Here is a 26,377-nt window from a genome sequence, read left to right on the forward strand (position 1 = left end):
TTCAAAGGAATATGTGCACATTGCGCCATGCACTTTGACACTGCCCTCCACGTGGCACCGAATCCTTCTTCCTGAGCAACGTATTCAGACATTCACCGAAAACGCATGGTATGGCCTATTTTACATGAGGCACATGGAGACACTACCTAAACACAGTCATCCTTAGCTTGGCTTGGTTTTCACCAATCGAAAGTATTGATGTCCTTTGAATACGAAACGACCCAACCGGGAGCCGCCATAGATTCGATTTCACAGTGGGAAATATCCCGAAATCGTTCTGCAGCCCATAGGTTGGGTCATAGACAGGCGCATTGTGCACCGTTTTACAGATTCAAAGGCTTCACCAATGGGAAAGTGATGGTTTCACGGATGGTTGCACCGGTAAGAGCGATGAGCAATCGGTCGATACCCATTCCCATGCCTCCTGCTGGCGGCATGCCGACACCCAGCGCCTCAAGGAAATCTTCGTCAATATCCATTGCCTCGGCATCTCCTGCCAAAGCATCCTTGGCCTGTTGCACAAAGCGCTCACGTTGCACGACAGGGTCGTTCAGCTCCGAGTAGCCGGTTGCCAATTCAAACCCGCGCACATACAGATCCCACTTCTCCACCACACCGGGCTTTGAACGGTGACTCTTGACGAGCGGGCTCGTTTCCACAGGGAAATCGCGGACGAAGGTGGGCTCATAGAGATTGTCTTCATAGAAGTGCTCCCACAGATGCTCGACCAACTTGCCGTGATTCTCCACATCATCGCGTTCCACACCCAGCTTGTCAGCAATGGCGCCAAGATGCTCAACTGCGGTCTCAGGAGTGATCTCTTCGCCCAAAGACTGCGAAAGCGACTCATACATGCTGATGGTCTTCCATTCACCACCGAAGTCGTATTCAGTGCCATCCACCAGGGTGACCTTGTGAGAACCGAAGACATCCATTGCCGTCTTCTGCACCAATTCCTTCACCAACTGACCGATGGTGTCGTAGGTGCCGTATGCCTGATATGCCTCAAGCATGGTGAATTCAGGAGCATGTGTTGCATCCACGCCTTCATTGCGGAAATCACGGTTTATTTCAAATACGCGATCAATGCCACCAACCAGGCACCGCTTGAGGAAGAGCTCCGGGGCAATGCGCAGATACAAATCCAAATCGAAAGCATTCATATGTGTGGTGAACGGGCGCGCAGCGGCACCTCCATGAACCGTCTGCAACATGGGCGTCTCCACTTCGATGAAGTCATGCTCAGCGAAAGTGGATCGCAAACTGGCCACGGCCTTGGAACGATTGCGCACCATATCACGCATACGCTCATCGGCGATCATGCCGATATATGGCTTACGCGTACGCGTGTCCTCATTCAGATCCTTATGCAGCGCAGGCAATGGCTGAAGAGCCTTGGCTGCAATGGACCATTCTGTGGCGAATATGGAGAGTTCACCGGTCTTTGAAGAGATCACACGTCCACGTAGATAGAGATGATCGCCCAAATCCACCAACTGCTTGAATCGTTTGAGTGAATCGGCACCCACCTCGCGCTTGGAGACCATGCCCTGAATTGCCGTGCCATCACCAGCCGCAATCTTCACGAAGCACAAACCACCTGCATTGCGAATGAACAGCACACGGCCGGCAATACCGACCATATCCTCAGTCTCTTGGCCCGCTTCCAGCTTGCCATCGTATCGTTCGCGTACCTGGAGGATGGTATCCGTCACATCTAGGTGCACAGGATAAGGCTCGACGCCTTCTTTGAGCATCAAAGCGCGCTTGGCAACTCGCATCTGCACCTGTTCCGGATGCGCCAAGGGTCCGAATTCCTTATTGCTAGGATCCACAGCCTCATCAAGACTTGCACCTTCGTTGATTTTTGACTGTATGGCTTCATCCTGAGCCACCAAAAGCTCCGCACGTTCAATAGTTGTCATGCTTGGGGCAGCGGCCTCGCCCTCAATTTCATTATCTTGCGATTCGATCGACTCACTCATAACGCACAGTGTATCGAACTACCTCTACTGAGAAGGCTTCGAAGCCGCGCACACTCTGCGTCAATGAAAACAAGGCAACCCTTCACGCAGTTCATGGATATTGTGTTGCCGACAAAGGGTCAACCTACCCCAAAAACACTCTCGGCCTTCATAACCTCATGACCGTATGAAGCCACAACCTTTCATGCCTAGGTTCAACCGCATTATCCATCGAACCGATTTCCGCATTTTCACCGACACGCGACTTGCCTTTGTCCTAGTCCCCGTTGTATCATTTCCGACGTTGCCAAACGGGCTGTAGCGCAGCTTGGTAGCGCGCTTCGTTCGGGACGAAGAGGCCGCGGGTTCAAATCCCGCCAGCCCGACTTTGTGAAAGCCACTCCTTTCAGGATGTGGCTTTTTCGTTACTATCGCAGTGGTTGTACGGCAATGCGCACACATTGCCAACACCGTTTCACACCGGAATCGACCGTGGCAATATGGCTCCATACGCATCGTTTCACACGAGCCATCGACTGTCTCGTGCAACACCTCAAACTACTCCGTTTGTTCCGGCAGTGTATGTAAGATACATCGTATACCTTGTCGCCGATGCGCAATGTGTGCAGCATCGGTTATCACCACACTTTTCAGGAGTCCGCAGTGAAACGCAGTCTGCTTGCCCTAGCCTCCGGCGCCTTCATTCTCGGCGCAGCTGAATTCGTTATGATGGGCATTTTGCCGCAAACAGCGCAAGCCATGAATGTAAGCATCCCGACAGCAGGCTCATATATTTCCGCATACGCCATCGGCGTGTGCTTCGGCACCTTGATATTGGTATTCGGACGAAAATACCTCCCAAAACCTCATCATCCTTTTTATGATCATCGCCTTGACCGGCAATCTCCTCAGCACGGTGGCGATGAATTCCCCTATGCTCATCGTGGCACGATTCATCGCGGGCCTGCCCCACGGAGCATTCTTTGGAACCGCGACCCTTATCGCAAAACTGCTTGCCGAGCCGGGCAAGGAGTCGCAAGCAGTGGCTTCAATGGTCACTGGACAAACCGTCGCCAATATGATTGGAGTACCCGCTGGAACCATGTTGGCAGACATACTGTCTTGGCGCCTGGCCTTTGCCATCCTTGCGCTTTGGGCAGGCATAACCATAGTGCTGGTGCATAAGTGGGTGCCCGCTGTGCCCCCTGTGAAGGATGCCGGCATAGCCGGCCAATTCCGTTTCCTTTCCAAACCCGGACCCTGGCTGATCCTTGCAGCGGTGTTCTTCGGCAATACCGGTATTTTCTGTTGGTGGAGCTATGTCTCTCCTTGGCTTATCGAAGTGGGAGGGCATCCGACATCGATGATCTCAGCCATGATGATGCTTGCAGGATTCGGCATGGTTGTCGGCGGTTTGGTCGGAGGACGTTTAAGTGATCGATGGCGTCATGCAGGAACGGCAGCAGTCGGACAGACCGTCGCAGCAGTCGGACTGATTCTGGTACTGCTCACACCTGGATCACGATGGGAAACGGCTCTGCTCACCTTCCTTATCTCATTCGGCCTGTTTTTCGTCTCGGCGCCTCAGCAATTGTTGATGGCCGAAGCGGGTAAAGGCGGCGGCGAACTTGTTGGTGGAGCTGCGGTTCAAGTGGCTTTCAACTTCGGAAACGCCGTGGGATCCATTGTTGGCGGATCCATGTTGAATTCCTTCTCCATGGATTATCACTACCCAGCGTTGGGAGGCATTCCCTTCGCAATACTGGCGGTCCTCCTACTGGCCATGTTCTCCTTGCGATATGAAGGCATTCGAGAAATTCAGCAAGTCTGAGCAGCGTTACCACGATTGTTGCTCGAGAACACAGCGCATGCCACTGACGAGAATAATCAATCAAGCATCAACCTGACACACTCCCTGTCGTGCAGACTTCAATACAGGATTCTTGAGCAGGAAGCTCCCGCTTCTACAGGCGGCGGGAGCACATCAATGGTCTTCACCCACAGCATGCCACGCATATCACTGCGCTCGTCGAGGATTAGACTGGTGTCAGTGTAGTCGGCACAAGGGAGTGAATATGCAAATGTTCGATGCGACAGAGTCTGATACCCCGGACACAAACCAACAGTCAATATTTGACGTGCAAGTGTTTTTGCAAGGATTGGATTCCATATTCTCCTCCCATGAGGCAGCTGAAAAAGCCGAGCCTTACCTCTTGCAGGCTTTGACCGACGCAGAAAATGCAGGAGATGACGCAGGTCTGCTCACCGTGCTGAATGAAACCATGGGATTCTACCGATCACAAGGACGGCATGACGATAATCAATGGATTATCCAGCGTGCCATTGAATTGGCATTACGCATGGGATTGGAAGGCACAGAAGCCTGGACCACAACGCTTATCAATGCGGCCACTGGAATGCGCGCCGCCCAACGCTATGATCAGGCGGAAGATCTCTATCGTCAGGCCTTGCAAAGCGCACAATCAACTTTCGGTGCGAAGGACCGCCGCCTTGCGGCATTGCACAATAACCTGTCCATGCTGTATTCAGAGACGGGGAGACTTGACAAGGCGCAAAGAGAATTGGAAACAGCTCTTCGCATACTGCATGCTTCCAGCGTGGACGCCTTAAGCGATATTGATATCGCATCAAGCCACACCAATCTCGCGCTGGTTTTGGTGGAACGTGCACACCCGCATGTCCATCCTTCGCAAGCTTCCGATACTGCTGAAGAGCATGGGGAAATTGCTCAGCCAACCGCAACCCAGGCTTCTTTGTTATTGAAAGAAGCCATGTCACACGCTTCAACGGCTCTGGATATTTATCGTCATGGGCATCTTGAGCACAGCGCGCATTTTGCTTCGGCATTGGCAGGATATGCTCAAGTATGTTTCGCTTCCCAGCACTATGACCAGGCAGTGCAGCTCTATCGTCAATCTTTGGACGTCATCGCCGAATGCTACGGAACCGACACGGACTATTACCGCATTACCTCGGCGAACCTGGAGGAAGCGAAGCAGGCGTCGAAACGAGCGCATCAGCAGCATTCCGAGGCTCAACGAGATTCCACTCGGCAGCCTTCCTCGCAGTCTTCATCCACTCAGCCGTCATCCTCGCAGTCATCATCCATTCAACCGCTTACTTCCCAACGCACTTCGTCACCACAGTCCTCATTCCATCGGCATTCCACCAGTGACGCCATTGATCCGACCAACGAGTCTCACCGAAACTATGAATCAAATGCACCCAGCGTCAAGGCGACAACCCAAGTTGCACTACAAGGTCTGGAACTCTCTCGAGCATTCTGGCAAGCCTATGGAAAGCCATTAATCGAAAACCGCTACCCCGAATATCAGGGGCGTATTGCCGCAGGGCTCATAGGACACGGTTCAGAATGCTATGGTTTCGATGACGAGTATTCGCAGGACCATGATTTCGGCCCTGGCTTCTGCCTATGGCTCACCGACGAGGACTATGCAACGATTGGAAGCCGACTTCAGGAAGATTACGATCGACTCCCCTCCCATTTCATGGGATACGGACCACGGTCCTCGACAGCGCGAGCGCAAGGTGCGAGCCGTCGTGTTGGTGTCTTTGCCACAAGTGATTTCTTCAGCGGCATTACCGGATATACCCAAGCTCCTCGCACCGACAAATCTCATGAATGGCTGATGCTTGATGAAGCGACTCTGGCCGCCGCAACGAATGGTGAGGTCTTCGCCGATCCATATGGGCAAGTTTTGAAAACACGACAGGGATTCAAGAATATGCCGGATGATGTCAGGCTGTCATTGATCTCTCGTCGATTGGGGATGATGGCCCAAGCCGGGCAATATAATTTCCCGAGAATGGCGCAGCGTGGCGATGGCGCTGCTGCATGGATGTCTGTTCATGAATTCGTACAAGCAACTGCTTCGTTGGTTTTTCTTATCAATAATCCCATCACCGTAGGGTATCTGCCATATTACAAATGGCAATTTGCCGCACTGCGCTCACTGAGCAACCGTATCGCCACAAGACTTGCCGGCGTATGTGCCCGGTTGGAAGATATTCTCAGACTGTCCTCTGCAGCATGCTTTGGCGGAGCTGGATTCGGCGAAGGAGGCAAAGGCGCCGACCCAGCTCAGCGGCAAATCAACGAGCATATCGCGGCAATAAGCAAAGCAGTGGTTGTGGAATTGCAACGAGAAGGACTCACTTCATCCTCCGAGGATTTCTTGGAATGGCAGCGTCCCTATGTGGAGGAGCATATCGTGTCCTCTGATGCATGTCTTCATAGCCTATAAAGCCGATAGACGGCACGGTCACATAACACAGGGATATCGCATGGATGAATACACGGACAACGGAACAACACACCACAATCGAGAGCAGACTATGCAGGGAACACAAAAGAGCACCGCACTCACAGAACGCATCGTGCAATTGGAATGGGAACAATTCCAAAACACCACCAACGAGGGCGGACCTGCGTCATGCCAGAGCAATTGGCCAATGTTCCACGAAATGCGAATGAGCCAATTCCTTACATGGCCGGAGTCGTTATTGCAATCATATGAATCCGACTTGCAGGAAGCCGATAGTATCGGGCGCAATCTCGTGACCGAGAAGTATGCGCGCATGATGCAATCAACGGCTCCTGAAGAATACCGACACCATATCGAACCATATCTGGCGACTCTGGATCATCATAGAATCGACCAGCAGGAACGTATTATTGCCATCCAGGTTCAGTGGGCCGACGATTTCCGCTCCCGTTACCCCAAACTTGGCAGCGCCATGAGAACATTACGGACGAGCGAGGATACCGAGCAAACAACTTCGTTTGAAACTTATCTGCGCGGAGAACTGAGCACATACAGCGACAGCACACTTCATGAATACGAATCGTTTATTCACGAACTGCAGGCTGAGCACAAGAATCTCACCGAACTCACCATAGCCAACACGGTGAAACTCGCAGGTTTCGCCGGCTTGGAAGAGGCGGAATCAGCGCAATAAACAATATTCGGCCTATGCTCTGCTGCATCCCAAAACCGATCATCAACTGATCGGCATAATGGACGTTATCCAATAAGCCGTTCCAATGTCGATCGAAGTTGCACCGCGTCTGTGAATTGAATCCCCATGAGGCCCTGACGCTCCGCCGCCTGCACATTGCGCTGGTTATCATCCACGAATGCCGTAGTCGAAGGATTCACGCCAAAACGTCCTATTGCACGTTGATATATCAATGCGTCAGGTTTGCGCACTCCTTCTTCAGAAGACACCACAATATCTTGGAGCAGGTGCAGCTCCGGATACAATTCCATTGCCTCCTGCAAATACGATGTCGTAAAATTCGTCAGTCCCCACAGTCTTTTGCCACTGTTGTGCAATTCCTTCAAGAGCTTGGCCATTCCGGGAATCATCCCCGCAAATGCGAGTTTATGCCGTTCGAAATACATCCTGTGTATCCAAGCCACAGCAGGACCGTGATGCAATTCGTATTGTGCAAGCACGCGCTCCTGGCTCCAACCGATATCGGTCATGGCATTGAAATAATCGAAACCCCACTCATCATCAGGATCGAAAAACATTTCAACCACACCAGGAGGATACAGGCCTTCCAGAGTCAATCGCGGATTGCAATCCACCAAAACACCGCAGCAATCGAAGATAATATCCGTCAACGGCTGTGCCATTTCATTACCTTCCCGACCGCTCAAGCATGAGAGTTCTCGCATTATTGCATTGCTCCACATATGAATAATCCCCGGATGGAACCGGGGATTGATCAAGCGGATAGGGCGAGATTCGAACTCGCGGAAGCTTGCGCTTCAACGGTTTTCAAGACCGTCTCCTTCGACCGCTCGGACACCTATCCATGTGCGCGGAATGCACACGAATGAAGATTATATCATCATGCCATCCAACGACGCACCGACGTGTCACGCTTCCCAAGCCGTTGGCTCTATAACCTCGCGGCCACCCATATATGGACGCATGGCTTGTGGAATATCGATGGAACCATCTTCATGCTGATGGTTCTCGAGGATGGCGACCAACCAGCGGGTTGTTGCCAACGTTCCATTCAAGGTGCTTACCGGTCGCGTGCCACCATCTTCCATACGCTCACGAATATTGAGACGGCGAGCCTGATACTCGGTGCAGTTGGAGGTTGAAGTCAGCTCACGGTAACGACCTTGTGTCGGCACCCAGGCTTCACAGTCGAATTTACGAGCCGCAGAGGAACCCAAATCCCCCGCTGCGGTGTCGATAATGCGATACGGCACCTCGACCTTGCCCAGCATCTCCTGCTCCATCCGCAGCAAGTTCTGATGCTCTTCGCGGGCGTTCTCCTGCTTGGTGTAGACGAACATCTCCACCTTGTCGAATTGATGAACGCGGATGATGCCAGTCGTGTCCTTGCCTGCAGCGCCAGCCTCACGACGGTAGCAGCTGGACCAGCCGGTGTAGCGCAACGGACCATTGCTCAGATCGAGAATTTCATCCTCATGCATACCTGCGAGTGCCACTTCGGAAGTGCCAACCAAGTACTGCTCATCAGGCTCACGCAGACGGTAGATCTCATCGGCATGGGAGTTGAGGAAGCCCGTGCCGGCCATGACTTCAGGGCGAACCAGAGTCGGCGTAATGGCCAAAGTAAACCCGTTCGCTTCAGCCTGATCCACAGCCATGGTCAGCATGGCTATCTGCAAACGCGCCACAGCCCCGCGCAGGAAGTAGAAGCGGGAGCCTGAAACCTTCACACCGCGGCGCATATCGATGCCCGCCACACCTGTGCCAAGTTCCAAATGGTCCTTGGGTTCAAATCCTTCAGCGGCGAAATCGCGTGGTGTACCCACCTTTTTCACCACAACATAGTCATCTTCGCCGCCTTCTGGCGCATCCGGCTCCACGATATTGGAAAGCTTCCACATCGCCGAAGTGTATGACGCAGCAGCCTCATCTGCAGCCGACTTGAATTCAGACACTTTGGAAGAGAGTTCCTTGGTCTGGGCAATCAATGCGGCTTTCTCGTCCGCAGCGGCGGCAGCGACCTGCTTGCCTATTTCCTTCTGCTTTGCACGAGCGGCTTCAAACTCCTTCAAAGAAGAACGCCTAATCTCATCGGAGCGCAGCACCTCATCAACCAACTCGACGGACTCTCCGCGCTTGCGCTGTGATTCCTTGACGATGTCGGCATGTTCACGAATGAATTGAATATCGAGCATAGCCTTAAGACTAGTGCCGCAAGCCGACACAGCATATATGGCATCAACCTCAAGCCGGTCACGGCCAACAGCGGATTATCCACATACCATGACAGGCTTTGTCATCAACTTCACACCGACTCTTTTCGACCACATCGCAGATAATGTCCCGCCTTTTGTGTGATTGTTCTCAATGAGTTTCGATTTCTTCCAGCCTTCGTGCAGGAATCGTTGATATTCCGCCCTATGCCGCGCTCTGTTCATGAAGTCATGCACAATGGGAACCATGCCCCAAGCTGTTCTCATCGCCATAGTCGCCGTAGTTGCGGTATTCATTATCGGCAGCATCACTGTTGCCACAATCCGCGGAATCAAGCGACGGAGGCGAGCAGAAAGTTTGCAGCAGCGTGATGACGATCAAGTTCACTACGCCTTCATCATCAACCCTTCCAAACCCCACGCCAATGCGACCGAACAGACCATTCGGCAATTCTGTGAGTCCAAGGGTTTGACACAGATCAATTTCATCGAAACCAAACTCGATAAGGATGGACGTGAGTGCGCTCTGGAAGCCTTGGAACAAGGCGCCGATGTCGTGGTGGCCGTCGGCGGTGACGGCACTGTGCGCACAGTTGCCAGCGCGGTTTCAGGAACGGGTCATGCCATGGGAGTCATCCCCATCGGGACCGGCAATCTCTTCGCCCGCAATATGGGAATTCCTGTGGACGATATTGAAGCTGCGCTTACAGTGGCGACTTCTCACGGTTCACGCATGGTGGATATGGGACGACTCACGTTGTTGGACCGCGAGGACGACACCTTGGCACATGCCTTTCTCATCATTGCAGGCATTGGTTTTGATGCTTTGATGATCGACGATACCGATCCCACATTGAAGAAAAACATCAGTTGGCTAGCATACTTCGTTTCAGGCGTGAAGCATTTGTTTGCTGCCAAATCACGCGGTTCCATGGTATTCACTGAATCGAATGGCACAACGCATACTTTGAAGAATGTCTCATTCCGCACACTCATGGCCGGCAATTGCGGCCAGATTCCCATGTTCTCTTTGATGCCGGATGCACAATATGACGATGGCCTTCTTGATTTCGCCCTTTTGGACACTTCAGGAGGACTGATCGGATGGGCTAACCTCTTCGGCGACGTTCTGCATCAGACCATTACGGGAAAAGCTCAGCAAAGTCCTCTTTCCACGAACTCGCGTATCGAACAAATCCAAGGCACCGAAGCCGAAATCACATTAGACAAACCAGCATTGGCACAAGTGGATGGCGATACTCTCGGACAAACACGCCATATTCGTTTCTCGATCGAACAACGCTCATTATGCGTGCGCGTGCCGGAAACTGAAACACAGGAAATCGAATCCTCATCACAGGAGTGACGAGTATGAGGACAATGCCTCGAAGTTAATCGTCTTGGAGACCGGCCTCGGCCGCCACTTCGTCGACATCTCCCCTGTTGACATCCGCAACGACACGGGCAACATGCAAGGCCAGATAAGCGACTTCGCCTGCGCTCAATGACGCCCCCAAGCGCAATTCCACAATCTCGGCCATATGCATCGCACATGCATACTCATCAGGATATGACTGCCGTATGGCATCAACGATCGGCTCAGGTTCACCGTCGAGCTGTTTGCCCTGATGAATTCTGACGAACAGATACCGCAGATGCGTGATGAACCTGCCCACGCTCACGCTATGCTGGCTGAGTTTGACATTAAAGCTACGTTCAATAACCGTCAAAATTTGTTGGATAACGCCCGTCATCGTATATGTGGCAGACAAATCACCTGTGGAAAACCCTGCATTGACCAAATGCAAGGCAAATGCTACCGCTTCGCTATGCGGAAGCTGCACCTCAAGCTGTTTATTCAGAGCATCCAATAAATGCTCAGCTTGGTCATATTCGCGGGGATACAGGGAATCGACTTCCACTTGAAGAGGATATTCGACCATATTCCCCTTGGCCATGCGCTGCAATACGCCAACCACGTGATCTGCAAGCGCCATAACCAAGGTGGGACTTGACTCGGCTTGCGGACCAAGCCCCACCTTTCCCATGGCCTCAGTGACCAACCGGATCGCCTCAGGAGGGATACCGGCCATCAATTCGGCCATATGATCTGGATCGCGACCATCGGAGGGGATGAACTTTCGAACCACTTTCGCGTCATCAACATGCTGACCAGGCTTGGCTTGGAAGCCAAGTCCACGACCGGTGAGAATCACCTCGCGGTTGCCGTCCCTGGCCAGTATGACGTTATTGTTGAATACGCGCAGTACTTCCAAAGCACCCCTCCGACTACTCAGCCGACTTAGTGCACGATGTCCAGCACCGCATCACCGGCGTGCGCATCGATGCCCACTCGCGGGGTCACACTGGCAAGCATGGCGGTATTCAGTACCGTCATCAGTGTCGTAGTGCTGAAGCCCGCTTCTTTGACGGCATCAAAATCTACCGTGGCCAGCTTATCACCTGCAATGACGCGTTGCCCCTTGCTCACTGCGACTTTGAAACCCTTGCCGTTCATTTTGACGGTATCGATGCCCACATGCACCAGAACCTCGACGCCATCATCGGTTTTGATGCCGAAGGCGTGACCGGTTTCGGCGACTGTCTGCAAGGTGCCGGACACAGGTGCCGTGATCACCGAATCTGTGGGCTGAATGCCAACGCCTTCACCCAGTGCACGAGACGCGAATACCGCATCACCGGCATCGTCAAGGGACACCACATGACCGGAAACAGGTGCCTGAACGGTGTCAGTGCTTACTGCAGTGGCCGTGGCCGTTGCTGAGGAAGCGACTGCAGGAGCCTGGTCGGCAGACTGTGCGGTGGCGTTATTGGCCTCTTGCGCCTCACGCTTTGCGACAGCAGCCTTGATTTCCGCCTTCTGCTCAGGAGTGCGGTAATCGAAAGTGATGATAAGGAACATCGAGACGAAGAATGCCGCTGCGATGGACACTGTGTACACCCAGGTCTGGCTGAACACAGGGATGGTCAGCAAGGAAGTGAATGCGAATGCCGTGGTGGTAACGCCATGAACGACTGCACCGTTGGCAACGGTTGATGGGAAGATCCAACCCAAAATGGCGATCACCACACCGCCGGTGCCGCAGCCGATCAACATGCGCTGGTACACCAACTTGTAACGCAGATGGATACCATACAGGCTCGGCTCGGAAACACCACCAAGCAGGCCGGCTGCCAAAGCGCCGAATGCGGTCTGGCGCATTTCCTTGTCGCGGTCACGCATCGCTAGTACCAAAACGCCAGCAGTTGCACCGAAGCATGCGAAGTTCCACGTGCCCATAGGACCTTGGATGAAGTCGTAACCCATGGTCTGTATATTCAGCAGCATCAGTGCATTCAGCGGCCAATGCAGACCCAACGGCACCAAGAACGGGTAGAGCATAGGAATGAGGATTGCAAAGATGAATGGCGCGTGTCCGTTCAACCAGGCCAATCCAATGCCCAGGTAGTTGCCCATCCAGACGCCCAGAGGTCCGATGAGGAACGCGGTAAGCGCACCGACAATAATCATGGAGAGGAACGGCACGAATACCAGCTGGACCGAGTCAGGAATGATGCGCTTCAGCCCGTGATACACCAAGGCAAGCACCGCTGCCATCATCAATGGCACGAAGACGTTACCGGAATAATCAGAAAGCATCATCGGCAAACCGAATACGCTCGTCTGGCACACCTGCGAGCCCAGAGCTGCGTTCTCAGAGCAGCTGAGAGCACCATTGACCGCATCCAAACCTGCGGTATTGGTGCCGAATACGCTCGACCACATCTGCGGGTTGGCCAATGACATGAACTGTGGGGTCATCAGCATACCCATGATGGCGCCGCCCAGCCAAGGATCCACCTTCAGCTTCTTGGCAGCGTTGAAAGCGACCATAATCGGCAGGAAGTAGAACACGCCCTTCCACAGTGCCTGCACGAATACGAGGGATGCGTTGGCAGTGTCATTGGGAATCAGCTTCAAAGAAATGAGCAGATTCACCAAAGCAATAATCAGAGATGCGCCCAACAGCACGCCCAGAATCGGGCGGAAGGAATCGGCCAAATACTCGAAGAAGGAGTCCAGCCACTTCACCTTGCCTCGTGCCTTTGCACGCTCTTGTGCCTTGAGCTCTGCGTTGCTTAATTGACCGTCGCCGGAATCCTGTGCCTGAGCAGCTCCTGCGTTGGACATTTCAGGCAGATGCATGATCTGCTCATACATTGAGGCCACGGCACCGCCTATGACCACTTGGTATCTATCACCGCTTTGGGGCACCGCACCCAAAACGCCTTGCATATGCTCCAATCGCTGTTGGTCCACTTTGTCCGCATCGACCAGTTCGAAGCGCAGACGGGTCGCGCAGTGCGTCAGCGTCTTGACGTTCTGCGAACCACCGATTGCGTCGATGATCTGAGAGGCAGTTGATTGAGCCATCTCGCCGCTTCCTTCCTTGGGAGTGTATTTTCAGCTCACCATCGGCAGAGAGGCATTCCGACAACAAAAAAGACCCGAGGTATGACAATACCTCAGGTCTTGCGTCTGTTTGGGACTTGCAACCCTGCAAATAAATAAGCAATTAGCTACTATAACCATCTTCAATCGATTTAGCAAATTCTTCTTTTTGCCAACGTTGTCACACTTGAAAATACTTGGATTTCACCATTCGGAACATAAGAAACGAGACAACGATGCAGACTTCCTTACTGCATGGCACAATACAAGTATGGTTGCAAATAATGCGGGCATGCCCGCCACCCCAGCTGATCTGATCAATGTTGACGAAGTCATCGGCTCATACTATGACCTAGTCCCCGATTCATCCGTCCCTGAGCAACGTGTTATTTTCGGCACATCGGGCCATCGCGGTTCTTCGCTGAAAACCTCATTCAACGAGGCACATATCGTTGCGATTTCGCAGGCTATTGCCGAATACCGCAAAAAGGCGGGAGTTACCGGCCCTCTGTATATCGGCCGTGATACTCACGCATTGTCCGAACCGGCACAGAAAACTGCCATTGAGGTTTTGGTCGCCAATGGCGTTCATGTCCGCGTGGACTCTCGCGGTGACTATGTTCCCACGCCAGTGGTTTCCCAGGCGATTTTGACGCATAACCGTGCCGCTGACGGTTCTCAGCGCTTCACCGGAGAAGGTCTGGCCGACGGCATTGTGGTGACTCCTTCGCATAACCCTCCAACCGACGGCGGATTTAAATACGATCCCGTCACAGGAGGCCCCGCACCTGCCGAAACGACCAATGCCATTGCCGCCCGTGCCAATGAGCTGTTGGACAATTACCGTTCCGTCAAGCGCATTCCTTATGAAGAAGCCATCAAGTCCGATCTCGTTGAAGGCTTCGATTATCGCGAGCATTACGTCTCGGATCTGGAACATGTCATCGACTTTGACATCATTCGTTCTTCAGGTGTTCGTCTGGGCATCGATCCGCTCGGTGGCGCTTCGGTGAACTACTGGCCGTTGATGAACGAGAAGTATGGATTGAATATCGGTGTGGTGCGTCCGGATGTCGATCCTACATGGAAGTTCATGACTTTGGATCATGACGGCAAGATCCGCATGGATCCGAGTTCTCCATACGCCATGAAGGGTTTGGTTGACGAGCTCAATGCCGGTGCCTGGGACAAATACGATCTCGTAGGCGGCACGGATCCAGACGCCGATCGCCACGGCATTGTCTGCCCGAATTGGGGCGTGATGAACCCGAACCACTACATCGCAGTGTGCGTCGAATATCTCTTCGGCGGCAATCGTCCTGAATGGCCTGCAAATGCTGGTATCGGCAAGACCTTGGTGTCATCCAGTCTGATCGACCGCGTTGCCGAAGCCATCAACGCAAAGCTCGTCGAGGTTCCGGTCGGATTCAAATGGTTCGTGGACCCGCTGTTCAGCGGCGAGGTGGCATTCGGCGGAGAGGAAAGCTCCGGCATGAGCTTCCTGCGCAAGGATGGCCATGTGTGGACCACTGACAAGGATGGTCTGATTCCTGATCTTCTGGCTGCAGAAATCACCGCTCGCACCGGCAAGAATCCGGCACAGTTGCATCAGGAGCAGGTCGAGCGCTTCGGAGAAAGCTGGTACAAGCGCGTTGACACCCCAACGACGCTCGAGCAGAAGCAGAAATTCGCACAGCTCACTGGTGATGATGTCACCGCTTCTCAGCTGGCAGGCGAAGATATCACCGCCAAACTCACCGAAGCTCCTGGCAATGGCGCAAAAATCGGCGGCCTGAAGGTGACGACCAAGAACAACTGGTTCGCTGCCCGTCCTTCCGGCACCGAAAATATCTACAAGGTGTATGCCGAGTCCTTTGAATCTCCCGAGGCATTGGACAAGGTCCTTGACGAGGCAACGGTTGTCGTTGACAAGGCTTTGAACGAATAATCATCGCTTCGGCATGACAAGAGGGTGGCGCGAGGCTTATGTCTTGCACCACCCTCTTGTCATGCCAGCATGCATTGCAACTGCGCATATCATGAATTCCTGCGCTTCTCTGCTTGTCTCAGGCACAGAGCTACAGCGGATGTATCGGATACCTCAGGTATGGTATGCACTGAATGCAACCCGCGCCTTGAGCATTTCCTCAGGCAATGGGCACTGAAAATGCCTGCAATCGCATGAACTACAATGCTTATGCAGTTGTTAAGGATGTTTAAGGCCAACGCAATGTCAGGAGAACAAGCATGATCACAGTTTCCACAGATGGTTCGGCTTTGGGCAATCCGAACGGGCCAATGGGATGGGCCTGGGCCGACCATGCGACACCTGATAACGCCCAAGAGCATCGCCATAGCGGAGATAGCGATGCGGGCGGGGCCACCAACGGCACCAATCAAATAGGCGAGCTATGCGCAGTGCTCGAGGTATTGCGAGCGCATCCAGGTTCAGAGCCACTGACCATAGAAACCGATTCACAATATGCCATCAATTGTTCCACGAAATGGGTGCATGGTTGGAAACGCAACGGATGGAAAAATTCACAGAATAAACCCGTCAAAAATGCGGCGTTGATCAAGGCCATTGATGCCGAACTTTCCAAACGACCCGGTCCTGTCACATTCGTTTGGGTGAAGGGTCATGCCGGCAATCCCGGCAATGAAAAGGTCGATGATCTTGCCCATTCATATGCCGGTGATGCGCGTAGCAAAGCTCGCGATGGCTATCTGCCACTCGAGGGATGGCAGTCCTTGATGTCATCTGAATATGCCAAAGGGCTTGATATTCCATCCGATGCCCAAATGTTGCTCGATGGCAGTATTTCTGCCGAGGAATACCATATGGCCCGCGGTTCGGCATCATTGCCTGATGTCGAAGATGCAGACAGTGCAGATACACATGACGGCACAACAAAGGATTCTGGCGATTCAGAGCGTAGCGATATCGACGATATCACTGTCTCTGATAACGATGATGCGCAAACGGTTGCCATCGCAACGGATGCAGTGGACGAAACGGATGAGGATGAAAACAGATCGGCTGACGCACACGGTATCCTCCCCTCAGCAGATCAAGAATCCGCAACAACCCCCTCACATGCGGAAGGCATATCAGATGCCAGCGCAAACGAAACAACAGCAAATAACGAAACGAACTCTGATTCTTCGGAACATAATGACGCTCAAGACGCAAGTGGCTCAGATACGAGCGACTCAGACACAAGCGACTCAGCAGGAAGTGACTCAACCCAAAGAAACTCGACCGATAATGACTCTGCACATGGCAATGCTTCTACCTCCTCTACGCAAAGCCGCCATAATCAGCGCAGAGCAAGCGGTTTGACCGTTTCCGGCACACTCACATTCTCTCCTCCTCCTTCTTCAAGCGCCACATACAAGGGCCGCCCTCGTTTGGTCCGTGGCAGTATTGATATCGAAGGATATGTGGAAGGTGACGGCCGCATCGTCATTACACGAGCACCGTTCATGATCGAATCCGATGATTAGGCGCTGAATAGTCATTCTCGCAGAGACGATACTGAGCAGGCACATACCGCACTCCCATTACTATGGAACCAACAATCCACAGATTGAACAACGTCACACAATAGAAGACAAAGGAGCACTATGGATAAGGCACAACAGGACGCACTCAAGAAGGCTGCCGGCATCGAGGCCGCTCAACTGATTCAGGATGGCATGATCGCGGGTCTGGGCACTGGCTCGACCGTTCGATTCCTCGTTGATGAGCTCGGTCGTCGCGTTCAGGAAGAAGGCTTGAAGTTCACGGGTGTCACCACTTCACGACGCACCCAGGAACAGGCAGAAAGCTATGGCATCACCATCGTTGACGTGGATGATGTGGATCATATTGATGTGACCATCGACGGCGCCGATGAGGTAGACGCGAACTTCAATGGAATCAAGGGTGGCGGCGCAGCACTGCTGTGGGAGAAGATCGTTGCCACCAATTCGGATCGCATTGTCTGGATCGTTGACGAGTCCAAGGTAGTGGACACCATCGGTCGTTTCCCGCTGCCCGTGGAGGTGATTCCCTTTGGTGCGGGTCATGTGATCAAGCGTTTCGAGGCCAAGGGATACAAGCCCGTGTTGCGTATGGATGCTGATGGCAAGGAAGTTCGCACTGACGAGCAGAATTTCGTGGTGGATCTGCATTTGGACCGCATTGACAACCCATTGGAACTGGCACACGATCTCATAACCACCGTCGGCGTTGTCGAGCATGGCCTGTTCCTGAATATGGTCGACCAAGTGATTGTTGGCGATCCAAATGGACCGCGAACGCTGACGAATCCGAATAAGCGTTAATCCGTGAGCTCCTGCCGCTGAATATTGTTTGTTCAGAGGTCCTTCGACTCAATGAATGCCGTCCCTCGCCAAGATGGGACGGCATTCTTGTTCTTGATCAGCTGTGTTCAACATCCCATGTACACATACATGCACCCCTCACATAACCCGTTCTCTTCTCCGTTCTCAACGACTGCGGAGCCCAAAAGAAAACGAGAATGTCGCGTGTTTACCGTCATTCGAAGCTCCGATGTATCTTCGCATAACAGTCGACGCTTCCAAAGTCAACAGTGCGCGCAAAGCAAGTCAACAGCGCGCACAAAGCGCCGCCTGCTGCTTAGCCGCGTTGCCCCGATATGACGCAACCCCGGATATCCGTAGATAAACCGGGGTCGCAAAGCTCTCGAATTCGAGCGCGAAGACTACTTGCGCTGGTGACGAGTCTTACGCAGCATTTTGCGGTGCTTCTTCTTGCTCATCCGCTTGCGGCGCTTCTTGATGACAGAACCCATCTGAAGCCTCCATTCTTAAGGTGTAAGATTGCAACTTGCCCAATAGTACACTGCTTTGGGGACTTTATATACCACATGTTCATCTCAACAGGCGGCGTGTTGTGACCTCAGTGCATTGCAATACCGATCGATTCAGGCGCATTACGCTTCGAGTCGATCACATGGGGAATTTTTCGTAGAAACGCAACACCGATTCTTTGAGGCCCGAGGCCTGGAATACTGCAGTATCGTTCTGCCAAACAGCCACTGCCTTCGTATCATCGGAGGCGTCGGTCTTCACCGTGTAGCTTCCCACAGTGCTGCCATTCACTTTGACATTGCCAGAGCTCAATTCCTGACCGCTTAAACCACCGACCAGGGCATCATATTGGGTTTTCGCATTATCCGCAGCGGACCACTGGGCAGCGATCAACGTAATATTCAATGCGTCTTCACCGGTGGAATAGGTCATGGTGTATTCCTCAAGCGGCGATGAACTCCCCCATGTCGCGCTCGGCGAAGCTGCCGTACGCGCAAAATTCAGGACAGAGTCGGGCATGGATTTCAGCAATTCCGTTGCATCCTCAGGCAAAGGTGTCGCACTGATGGTTGGGGTGCTGCTCTCAGTCGACGTTGTCGTTTCTTGCGTTGCCGGCTGAGTCTGTCCGTTCAGCGCCCAACCGGGCCACACAAAAGCGGAAATCAACGCCAGGATGATGACCAATGCCGCGGCAATAAGCACGGCGATAAGCTTGCCATGAGAAGAGGAATGCTGCGTGTTCGACATGGTGCATATTCTCTCACATCGCTATGACTCTGCGGTCGGTGACGGCAATACATATTCAAAGGTTGCACAGCACAATCGTTTCGCTCCCTGATCTAGCCATAAGCATGAGTACAAAGATGATTCAGACGTACTTCGGCTCTGAGAATGAAGCCGGCATGTTGTCGCGAAACTTCGATAGCGTCAGGGTATGGCGAAATCCTCTGTGCAATACCTCTGTTCAGAATGCGGATGGAGTGGTCTGAAATGGTACGGCCGATGCCCTCAATGCGGCGAATGGGAAACCATAGAAGAATTCCACGAGGCAAAGCCAGCTTCGGCTTCCCGAACAGCAGCGCCGGGACGCACTTCACGCACCTTACCTGCATCGGCCATTCAAACGGCAGCCAAGCCCATAACACAGGTGAGCCAAGAAGATGTCGCCCGACTTCACACAGGTTATGGCGAATTTGACCGTGTATTAGGAGGCGGCATCGTTCCCGGCTCCGTCACCTTGGTCGCAGGAGAACCCGGCATCGGCAAATCAACATTGCTATTGCAAACCGCAGGCAATATCGCACGCGCATATCCGAATCAAACCGTGCTGTATCTGTCCGGTGAGGAATCACAATCCCAAGTGCGCATGCGTGCCGGACGCATTGATGCGACATGCGAGAATCTGCTGCTCGCTTCGACAACGGACTTATCCACGGTATTGGCTCTTATTGAACGCGAACATCCGACTTTGGCAATCGTGGATTCCGCGCAAACCATCATCTCCCAGGATGTCGATGGCATTTCGGGCGGTTCAACACAAGTGCGCGAAGTGGCGAGCGCATTGATCGATACGGCAAAAACCATGAATATTCCCGTTCTTTTGGTTGGACATGTCACCAAAGACGGATCCATAGCAGGCCCACGCACTCTCGAACATCTGGTTGATGTCGTTTGCCAGTTCGAAGGCGATTCACAAACTGCATTGCGCATGCTGCGCGCAGTGAAAAACAGATTCGGGCCTACTGATGAAGTCGGGTGCTTCGATATGAGCGGCGAGGGCATCGAAGAGGTGAGCGATCCCTCAGGTTTGTTCATTTCCTCGGCGGATGCTGCCGTGGAAGGCACTTGTGTCACGTTTACGCTTGACGGCCACCGCAGCCTTCCTATTGAGGTGCAGGCATTGGTCACCGATTCAGCGCTTCCTGCACCGCGTAGGGCGGTGAATGGCGTGGATCCAAGCCGTATCGCCATGCTCACAGCAGTCTTGTATCGTCATGGGCGCGTTAATCTGCTGTCCAAAGACCTCTATGTTTCCACCATCGCAGGTGGCCAAGCAAAAGAACCCTCATGCGACTTGGCCATAGTTGCCGCTTTGGCCAGCGCTGCGAAATCCTCTCCCATTGCGCGCACCACTTGCGCGATAGGGGAAATCAGCCTGACCGGGCAGGTGCGACCTATTCCTCGGCTGGAACATCGTTTGCGAGAGGCTGCTCGGTTGGGCTTCACCACTGCAGTCACCGCTCCGCTTCGCAAACAATTGCATATTCCGGGATTGAATATCATCGAAGCATCCTCCCTTCGAGACGCCTTGGAAGCGCTTGGATTACGATCTTCCAACCGTCGGGTATCCGCAGACGCTCACATTCCTACCGAAAGGAAATAATGCCATCCCCGACTTTTGCACAATGGGCAGCCGCCGTCTCTCAACGGAGCAACCGTTCCCTTGCAGGCTCCCGCTTGTTCCCAGGGGCCGCCAAAGGATTCGCTACATCCAATACGAAAGGTGAGCCTTTCAACAACAGCCTGCAATCAACATCCGAAACTGCATCTCACGAAGCTCTGCAGGCATATGCATGGGGAATGACACTCGCTCAGACTCAGGAGGATGCCGATTTCGATATGAGCGCTCCTCTCGAAGACATCACGGACGCTCCCAATCTCACAGGGGAAGAAGCCATCGGTTATGCGGCTGAACATATGCCGGTGCTCACAACCCTGATGCAGCGTTTCCGCAGAGAGATGGATTTTTCAGGCATTCGCATAGCGACATGCTTGATACTCGAACCGAAAACTGCGGTGCTCCTTCGTGAACTCGCTGCAGCCGGAGCCGTTGTGGGAGTGTTTTGCGAACCCGATGCCACAGACCAGCGCATTGCCGATGAGCTCAAACGCGAGGGCATTGCCGTCGAAGCCAACGCCTCCTGGAATGATGAGGAAGCCCATCAAGGCGCTCTTCGCCTACTTGACGTTCTCCAGCCCGATATCATCATCGATGATGGCGGGAATCTGGCTCGATTGGCCATTATGGAACGCCCCGATATCGCATCGAAACTCATCGGTGTCGCCGAAGAAACGACAAGCGGCATCCGCGCCTTCCAAGCGATGGAAGATGAGCAGGCACTCCCCTTCCCGGTAATCGCTGTGAATAACAGTGCCATGAAAACAGGTTTTGACAATGCTCATGGCACGGGTGAAACCTGCGTGACCACCATTCAACGACTGCTTGGCCCACAGACCTTCGACGGCTCTCGGGTTGTCGTTGTCGGATATGGTCCCGTGGGAGAAGGATTCGCCAAACGCATTCGCTCAATCGGCGCAAGCGTAACCATATGCGACAGCAATCCCGTGGCGGCTCTGCGCGCTGTTTTTGATGGATTTGCAGCTCAGGACCTTGATCAATGCCTGCCTCACGCCGATATGATCGTGTCGGCAACCGGCGTGCGCCACACCATAACAGTGAATCATATGAGGCATATGCGCGAAGGTGCGGTATTGGCTGTGATTGGAGGCATTGCCAATGAGCTCGCCTTGGATGAGCTTCCATCCTTCGACTACCATGAGGGTGCCGTCAGCACAATCCACATTCCCCATGGACCGAATCTCGTGCTGCTTTCACAAGGTGACGGCGTCAATTACACGGCGGGCGGAGGCAATCCCATCGAGATTATGGATTTCAGCTTCGCCGTGCAGGCCAGCGCCGTTGCGTATTTGTTGCGCACAAGAGGACATCTCGAAGCACGACTTCATCGACTTCCTGAAACATGCGATCGAAATATCGCCTCCGTGGCGCTGGAACTTCGTGGTTACAGCGCAAGTCAGGCTGCCACGGACAACGGTTATCATTGGAAGCTGACACGCTTTGCCGACTCTCGCGAAGAGCGCGGCAAAACCCATACTTCGCAGTGAATCACAGCCCAGCCAAGGACCATATGATGTTTCACGATCCGCTTTATGCCGCAGCCCACCCGATCCCTTTGGACCAGGTGATTTTGTACAGCGCACCCATGGTCATTCCCATAACCGGCCCGGTTATTATCGACGGAGCAGTTGCCGTCAGCCGAGGTCGAGTAGTGCATGTTGGTACCAGGCGCTGGGTTCTGGAAGCTCTGCAGCAAGACATGGCACCTCATGGGCATATCACCGAACGCCATTGGGATGGCCTGATCACCCCAGGGCTGATCAATGCCCATACCCATTTGCAATACACCAGCATGTCCAAGGTCGCACAAGGGTCATATTCCAGCTTCCATGAATGGGAGCTGGCCTTTAATGCGGTGTATGACCAACCTGAAACACTGCCTTCTTGGAGAGAATCAGCCAATCTGGGAGCGCGACTTATGGTGCAGGCTGGCACAACCGCGGCTGCCGATATCGTCACCGATCCGGAAGCTGCCGGGGCGCTGTCTTCGCAGTCCATGCACGGCATCGCCTATTGGGAGGTTATGGACTGGCATAACGCCGATTGGAAGGCCTCAGGGGTAAGCGAGCTCGTTTCGCACCTAGGCAGGATGAATGCCGAGCAGCTCCCCAGCATCGGCATCAGTCCGCATGCTCCATACACTCTGGAAACCTCTCCTTTCGTGGATCTCCCCGATATTGCCAGACAGCTAGATATCAGGCTTCACATCCATCTTGCAGAAACCCCTTTGGAAGCCGGAGATCGCGACACCTCGCTGACCACCTATTCCTCCACCGCTTGGCGAGATCAGGATTGGAATAGCTATCAGCAACTGAGACAAGCAGGAAAAGGGGCTTCCGCCATCCAGTTCCTGGACCAATTGGGATCGCTCGGCCCGGATGTACATATCGCACATGGCGTATGGGCAGACAAAGAAGATCGGCGCATTCTGCGACAACGAGGTGTGGGGGTAGCCTTATGCCCGCGTTCGAATCGGATAACGGTTACCGGCAAGGACGCTCCTATTCGCGAATATCTCGAAGAGGGCAACCTCCTGGCAATCGGCACCGATTCGCTGTCCAGCTCACCGAGTCTGGATGTGCTAGACGATGCGGCAATGATTTATGACATCGCCCGGGAGCAGGGTTATACGAATGACGATTTATCGCATCGTATCATTCGCATGCTGACCTTGGGCGGCGCCGAAGTCATGGGAATGCATGTCGGCCCGGGAAGAATCGGCCAAATCAATGCGGGAGCGACCGCAGATCTGGCATTCTTCGATATTCCCATATCCTCAACCACTCCTCAAGGAATAGAAACAGCCCTGGAGGATTTTGTCCGACATGGCGCCGGCACCAATAGAGCGACGGTTATTTCCAGCCATTTGACATATAACGATAATGCGTTTGAGGCAGATTCGATATAACACTGCCCGTCCAAAACTGCGCAGCCGAATTACCCTTACGGGACTGCAATATCGACACACAACATAGGGAGCGAATATGAGCGTTGCATTGACTGATATGAGTGCATATGCCCAATCCTTGGTGCATAAGCTAGGTCTGGAAGCACATCCAGAAGGCGGATGGTATGTGCGCGACTGGCAGTCTCCTCACACCGACATCGCAAGCGAGCGCCCATTGGCATCGCTTATCTATTTCCTGCTGCCCACAGGGGATGCCAGCGCATGGCATAAAGTCGACGCCGATGAACTGTGGCTTTGGCATGGTCCTTCGAGGCTGAACCTGCAATTAGGCGGCAGCGGCGATTCTCCCCTAGCCGATGCCGAATGCACCACCATCGTCTTGGGATCCGGATTGAGCACAAGACACGAAAAATCAACGCCCGCATCCAACGCAGCTGTGCCGGTTGGCCATGCCATAGTCCCGGCAGGAGTTTGGCAACGCACACTCCCCGCAACCGGGGATGTCTTGGTTTCTTGCGTGGTCAGCCCTGGCTTCGTATTCTCAGGATTCACTTTGGATGAGTGAGTTCACAACGCCCAGCGTAACTGCTGCCGCGGCATTGGCAGCTTTGACCAGTGCGTCCTGATGCTCATCAAGCGATTCATATGATTCACCGCACTGATTGCTTATGGCTCGTATTGCGACAAAAGGCACGCGATTCTTGGCACTGATATGGGCTGCGGCCGCACCTTCCATCTCCTCACAGTCCGCATAAATGGTGCTGCGTATCAGATCCAATACTTCCGCTTCGGTATTGAATTGGTCGCTTGTCGCTATTGTGCCGCGCACATAATGCCTGGTTTCGCATTCTTCGACCGCATGAGAAGTCAGATCTCGCTTGATTTCACCAGTTTTGGCCACAGGACATTGTCGATTGTGAGAGTCCGTCTGTGGGCACGCATCCTGACTTGATTTGTCAAGCGCCTCTTGATGCGCCTCTTGCAATGAGGCAGTACGCCGATACCCCAGGCTTTCCAACGATCGTTCGGCAAATTCCACCAGGGATTCATCAGAAACAAAGGATTCCAGCCACGGATCGCATTCAGCGATGATAGCAGTATTGGTCTCCAAATAATGCAATGATGTGCCAATCACCACATCACTGACCTGCAGCGCAGGATTCAATCCTCCTGCGATGCCTGTGAAGATCAACACATCCGGCTGGGCGAGCATGATCAGTAATTGAGCGGCTGCCGCGGCTGCACTTTTGCCCATGCCGCCCACAACAGCAGTCACTGTAGCAGAACCTCTTCGGCCGGTAATAATCGTGACGCCATACCGCTCTTGGCGCTCGGCACCATCAAGCGCGGCCTCGATCTGAGCGATTTCCTTATCCAATGCACACAGCACAGCAATGCGTTGAGCTCTCATAAGTCGAATATTCAAGGCATGCCGAGACAATATTCAGCGCACAGACCAATGGAAATTTCGCCATAAGCGATGTGCGTGAAAGGAATTGCGCATACACAACGCATTGATTCGACGGCCTTTTCGCCCATCCGCCAACTATCAATAGCAAGATATAAGCAACAGCAATACCCTAACGCTCATGTCGGTACAGAACACTCGATACACTGTGCTTGTTCGGGTCGTTTCCACGCTTATTTCATTTCTATTTTGCGGCTCCGATTTCAACATTGCTAAGGAGAGACCATGCCCCGCTTCTTCAAGCCCTCCATCCTCCGCACCATTGCAGCAGCTGTGAGCATTGCTGCCTTGTCATTTACCGCAGCATGCGGCGGTAATTCCGCTTCTTCAGCCTCGAGCGATTCCAGCGATATCACCCAGCAGACCATCACCCCGGGAACCCTTACCATCGCCACTGGAGACCCGGCCTATACGCCTTGGGTTCTCAATGACGATCCTGCATCGGGTGAAGGATATGAGGCTGCCGTGGCCTATGCGGTTGCCGAAAAGATTGGGTTCAGCAAGGACAATGTCAAGTGGGTGCGCACCACTTTCGATGCAGCCATCGCTCCTGGAACCAAGGATTTCGATATGAATATCCAGCAGTTCTCGATAACCGATGAACGCAAGCAGGCTGTGGACTTCTCCCCCAGCTATTTCAATGCCACTCAGGCTGTTGTGGTGCGCAAGGATTCCTCTTATGCTTCGGCAACTTCCATTGCGGATCTCAAGGATGCCGCAATCGGTGCCATGGTTGGGACCACCAGCTACGACTTCGCCAAGAAGCTGATCAAGGACGACATTCAAACCTTCAACGACAATGCCGTTCTTGCCCAGGCACTGGACTCCAATCAGATCGACGCCCTCATTGTGGACACTCCGACGGCAGTCAATATCGTGGATACCGATCAGGTCAAGGATGCCGTGGTTGTGGGGCAGCTTTCCGGATCTGAAGATCCTCAGGGCAATGGCATTGTCCTGCCAAAGGACTCTGCACTGACCGCAGCCGTTACCAAGGCCGTGAACGATTTACAGCAGGATGGAACACTCAAGCAACTGCAGGACAAGTGGCTTGCAGAATACACCACCGATATTCCAACGCTGGCCTAAGT

Annotated in this window: 19 protein-coding genes, 2 tRNA genes and 1 pseudogene; 13 read left to right on the plus strand and 9 right to left on the minus strand. The window is 53.3% G+C overall.

Annotated elements, in window-relative coordinates; all coding sequences use genetic code 11:
• Window positions 1-323: 323 nt before the first annotated feature.
• The gene (gene lysS / locus BITS_RS05920; RefSeq protein ID WP_026641503.1) at window positions 324-1,985 is read right to left on the minus strand and encodes a lysine--tRNA ligase; all 1,662 of its coding nucleotides are present in this window, start codon (window positions 1,983-1,985) and stop codon (window positions 324-326) included.
• A 291-nt stretch (window positions 1,986-2,276) separates the two neighbouring features.
• On the opposite strand from lysS, the gene BITS_RS05925 reads away from it, so the two are divergent.
• The 4 genes and pseudogenes from BITS_RS05925 to BITS_RS05940 all read left to right on the plus strand — a co-directional run bounded on the left by BITS_RS05925 (window position 2,277) and on the right by BITS_RS05940 (window position 6,965).
• A tRNA-Pro gene (locus tag BITS_RS05925) sits at window positions 2,277-2,350 on the plus strand.
• A 277-nt stretch (window positions 2,351-2,627) separates the two neighbouring features.
• Window positions 2,628-3,795, plus strand: a pseudogene (locus BITS_RS05930) (MFS transporter).
• A gap of 244 nt (window positions 3,796-4,039) precedes the next feature.
• Entirely contained in the window at window positions 4,040-6,250 is a 2,211-nt protein-coding gene (locus tag BITS_RS05935) for a DUF4037 domain-containing protein (RefSeq protein WP_044259596.1), read from the plus strand.
• A gap of 91 nt (window positions 6,251-6,341) precedes the next feature.
• Window positions 6,342-6,965, plus strand: a complete 624-nt coding sequence (locus BITS_RS05940; RefSeq protein WP_026641506.1) for a DUF4125 family protein — start codon at window positions 6,342-6,344, stop codon at window positions 6,963-6,965.
• A gap of 65 nt (window positions 6,966-7,030) precedes the next feature.
• Here BITS_RS05940 and BITS_RS05945 read toward each other — a convergent pair whose 3' ends face one another.
• From BITS_RS05945 to serS, 3 genes are all read right to left on the minus strand, one after another.
• On the minus strand, window positions 7,031-7,648 hold the full coding sequence (locus BITS_RS05945; protein ID WP_034533442.1) for an HAD family hydrolase: 618 nt from the start codon (window positions 7,646-7,648) through the stop codon (window positions 7,031-7,033).
• Window positions 7,649-7,745: 97 nt separating this feature from the next.
• Window positions 7,746-7,830: transfer RNA gene (locus BITS_RS05950), tRNA-Ser, on the minus strand.
• Between the two features lie 64 nt (window positions 7,831-7,894).
• The gene (serS, locus tag BITS_RS05955; RefSeq protein ID WP_026641508.1) at window positions 7,895-9,181 is read right to left on the minus strand and encodes a serine--tRNA ligase; all 1,287 of its coding nucleotides are present in this window, start codon (window positions 9,179-9,181) and stop codon (window positions 7,895-7,897) included.
• Window positions 9,182-9,446: 265 nt separating this feature from the next.
• Here serS and BITS_RS05960 point away from each other — a divergent pair, with 265 nt between their 5' ends.
• The gene (locus BITS_RS05960) at window positions 9,447-10,565 is read left to right on the plus strand and encodes a diacylglycerol/lipid kinase family protein (RefSeq protein WP_034533444.1); all 1,119 of its coding nucleotides are present in this window, start codon (window positions 9,447-9,449) and stop codon (window positions 10,563-10,565) included.
• Between the two features lie 25 nt (window positions 10,566-10,590).
• On the opposite strand, the gene BITS_RS05965 is transcribed toward BITS_RS05960, so the two are convergent.
• Both BITS_RS05965 and BITS_RS05970 read right to left on the minus strand, forming a co-directional pair.
• Window positions 10,591-11,475 (minus strand): PRD domain-containing protein, encoded by an 885-nt coding sequence (locus BITS_RS05965; protein WP_044259601.1) that lies wholly within the window; start codon window positions 11,473-11,475, stop codon window positions 10,591-10,593.
• A 26-nt stretch (window positions 11,476-11,501) separates the two neighbouring features.
• The gene (locus tag BITS_RS05970; protein WP_026641510.1) at window positions 11,502-13,634 is read right to left on the minus strand and encodes a glucose PTS transporter subunit IIA; all 2,133 of its coding nucleotides are present in this window, start codon (window positions 13,632-13,634) and stop codon (window positions 11,502-11,504) included.
• Between the two features lie 289 nt (window positions 13,635-13,923).
• Here BITS_RS05970 and pgm point away from each other — a divergent pair, with 289 nt between their 5' ends.
• From pgm to rpiA, 3 genes are all read left to right on the plus strand, one after another.
• A complete protein-coding gene (pgm, locus tag BITS_RS05975) occupies window positions 13,924-15,600 on the plus strand; it encodes a phosphoglucomutase (alpha-D-glucose-1,6-bisphosphate-dependent) (protein ID WP_026641511.1) in 1,677 nt (558 codons plus the stop codon).
• Between the two features lie 299 nt (window positions 15,601-15,899).
• The gene (locus BITS_RS05980; protein WP_034533445.1) at window positions 15,900-17,159 is read left to right on the plus strand and encodes a ribonuclease H family protein; all 1,260 of its coding nucleotides are present in this window, start codon (window positions 15,900-15,902) and stop codon (window positions 17,157-17,159) included.
• A gap of 120 nt (window positions 17,160-17,279) precedes the next feature.
• Complete coding sequence (gene rpiA / locus BITS_RS05985) at window positions 17,280-17,981, plus strand: ribose-5-phosphate isomerase RpiA (RefSeq protein WP_026641513.1); 702 nt, start codon at window positions 17,280-17,282, stop codon at window positions 17,979-17,981.
• 401 nt (window positions 17,982-18,382) lie between these two features.
• On the opposite strand, the gene BITS_RS08945 is transcribed toward rpiA, so the two are convergent.
• Both BITS_RS08945 and BITS_RS05990 read right to left on the minus strand, forming a co-directional pair.
• Window positions 18,383-18,472 (minus strand): 30S ribosomal protein bS22, encoded by a 90-nt coding sequence (locus tag BITS_RS08945; RefSeq protein ID WP_003817716.1) that lies wholly within the window; start codon window positions 18,470-18,472, stop codon window positions 18,383-18,385.
• Between the two features lie 157 nt (window positions 18,473-18,629).
• Window positions 18,630-19,238: a hypothetical protein gene (locus BITS_RS05990; RefSeq protein WP_026641514.1), complete on the minus strand. Its 609-nt coding sequence runs from the start codon at window positions 19,236-19,238 to the stop codon at window positions 18,630-18,632.
• A 187-nt stretch (window positions 19,239-19,425) separates the two neighbouring features.
• Here BITS_RS05990 and radA point away from each other — a divergent pair, with 187 nt between their 5' ends.
• From radA to BITS_RS06010, 4 genes are all read left to right on the plus strand, one after another.
• On the plus strand, window positions 19,426-20,874 hold the full coding sequence (gene radA, locus BITS_RS05995) for a DNA repair protein RadA (RefSeq protein WP_044259604.1): 1,449 nt from the start codon (window positions 19,426-19,428) through the stop codon (window positions 20,872-20,874).
• Window positions 20,874-22,397, plus strand: coding sequence for an adenosylhomocysteinase (locus BITS_RS06000; protein WP_026641515.1), 1,524 nt, complete (start codon window positions 20,874-20,876; stop codon window positions 22,395-22,397). The genes radA and BITS_RS06000 overlap by 1 nt, the downstream gene beginning before the upstream one ends.
• Window positions 22,398-22,423: 26 nt before the next feature.
• Complete coding sequence (locus BITS_RS06005; RefSeq protein ID WP_026641516.1) at window positions 22,424-23,818, plus strand: amidohydrolase family protein; 1,395 nt, start codon at window positions 22,424-22,426, stop codon at window positions 23,816-23,818.
• Window positions 23,819-23,894: 76 nt separating this feature from the next.
• Window positions 23,895-24,383, plus strand: a complete 489-nt coding sequence (locus tag BITS_RS06010) for a cupin domain-containing protein (RefSeq protein ID WP_026641517.1) — start codon at window positions 23,895-23,897, stop codon at window positions 24,381-24,383.
• On the opposite strand, the gene BITS_RS06015 is transcribed toward BITS_RS06010, so the two are convergent.
• Window positions 24,360-25,229, minus strand: a complete 870-nt coding sequence (locus tag BITS_RS06015) for a 5'-methylthioadenosine/S-adenosylhomocysteine nucleosidase (protein WP_044259606.1) — start codon at window positions 25,227-25,229, stop codon at window positions 24,360-24,362. The genes BITS_RS06010 and BITS_RS06015 overlap by 24 nt on opposite strands.
• Window positions 25,230-25,511: 282 nt before the next feature.
• On the opposite strand from BITS_RS06015, the gene BITS_RS06020 reads away from it, so the two are divergent.
• Window positions 25,512-26,375, plus strand: coding sequence for an ABC transporter substrate-binding protein (locus BITS_RS06020; protein ID WP_034533448.1), 864 nt, complete (start codon window positions 25,512-25,514; stop codon window positions 26,373-26,375).
• Window positions 26,376-26,377: the final 2 nt, after the last annotated feature.

This window comes from Bifidobacterium tsurumiense (genome assembly GCF_000741765.1).
GTDB lineage: Bacteria > Actinomycetota > Actinomycetes > Actinomycetales > Bifidobacteriaceae > Bifidobacterium > Bifidobacterium tsurumiense.

What these genes read in the sequence shown, in the direction of transcription:
- BITS_RS06000 (WP_026641515.1), top strand. Translation starts at nt 20,874, where the DNA reads ATGCCATCCCCGACTTTTGCACAATGGGCAGCCGCCGTCTCTCAACGG.
- pgm (WP_026641511.1), top strand. Translation starts at nt 13,924, where the DNA reads ATGGTTGCAAATAATGCGGGCATGCCCGCCACCCCAGCTGATCTGATC.
- BITS_RS05970 (WP_026641510.1), bottom strand. Translation starts at nt 13,634, where the DNA reads ATGGCTCAATCAACTGCCTCTCAGATCATCGACGCAATCGGTGGTTCG.
- BITS_RS05945 (WP_034533442.1), bottom strand. Translation starts at nt 7,648, where the DNA reads ATGGCACAGCCGTTGACGGATATTATCTTCGATTGCTGCGGTGTTTTG.
- BITS_RS05980 (WP_034533445.1), top strand. Translation starts at nt 15,900, where the DNA reads ATGATCACAGTTTCCACAGATGGTTCGGCTTTGGGCAATCCGAACGGG.
- lysS (WP_026641503.1), bottom strand. Translation starts at nt 1,985, where the DNA reads ATGAGTGAGTCGATCGAATCGCAAGATAATGAAATTGAGGGCGAGGCC.
- rpiA (WP_026641513.1), top strand. Translation starts at nt 17,280, where the DNA reads ATGGATAAGGCACAACAGGACGCACTCAAGAAGGCTGCCGGCATCGAG.
- BITS_RS06020 (WP_034533448.1), top strand. Translation starts at nt 25,512, where the DNA reads ATGCCCCGCTTCTTCAAGCCCTCCATCCTCCGCACCATTGCAGCAGCT.
- BITS_RS05990 (WP_026641514.1), bottom strand. Translation starts at nt 19,238, where the DNA reads ATGTCGAACACGCAGCATTCCTCTTCTCATGGCAAGCTTATCGCCGTG.
- BITS_RS06015 (WP_044259606.1), bottom strand. Translation starts at nt 25,229, where the DNA reads ATGAGAGCTCAACGCATTGCTGTGCTGTGTGCATTGGATAAGGAAATC.
- BITS_RS05960 (WP_034533444.1), top strand. Translation starts at nt 9,447, where the DNA reads ATGCCCCAAGCTGTTCTCATCGCCATAGTCGCCGTAGTTGCGGTATTC.
- BITS_RS06010 (WP_026641517.1), top strand. Translation starts at nt 23,895, where the DNA reads ATGAGCGTTGCATTGACTGATATGAGTGCATATGCCCAATCCTTGGTG.
- BITS_RS05940 (WP_026641506.1), top strand. Translation starts at nt 6,342, where the DNA reads ATGCAGGGAACACAAAAGAGCACCGCACTCACAGAACGCATCGTGCAA.
- BITS_RS06005 (WP_026641516.1), top strand. Translation starts at nt 22,424, where the DNA reads ATGTTTCACGATCCGCTTTATGCCGCAGCCCACCCGATCCCTTTGGAC.
- radA (WP_044259604.1), top strand. Translation starts at nt 19,426, where the DNA reads ATGGCGAAATCCTCTGTGCAATACCTCTGTTCAGAATGCGGATGGAGT.
- BITS_RS08945 (WP_003817716.1), bottom strand. Translation starts at nt 18,472, where the DNA reads ATGGGTTCTGTCATCAAGAAGCGCCGCAAGCGGATGAGCAAGAAGAAG.
- BITS_RS05935 (WP_044259596.1), top strand. Translation starts at nt 4,040, where the DNA reads ATGCAAATGTTCGATGCGACAGAGTCTGATACCCCGGACACAAACCAA.
- serS (WP_026641508.1), bottom strand. Translation starts at nt 9,181, where the DNA reads ATGCTCGATATTCAATTCATTCGTGAACATGCCGACATCGTCAAGGAA.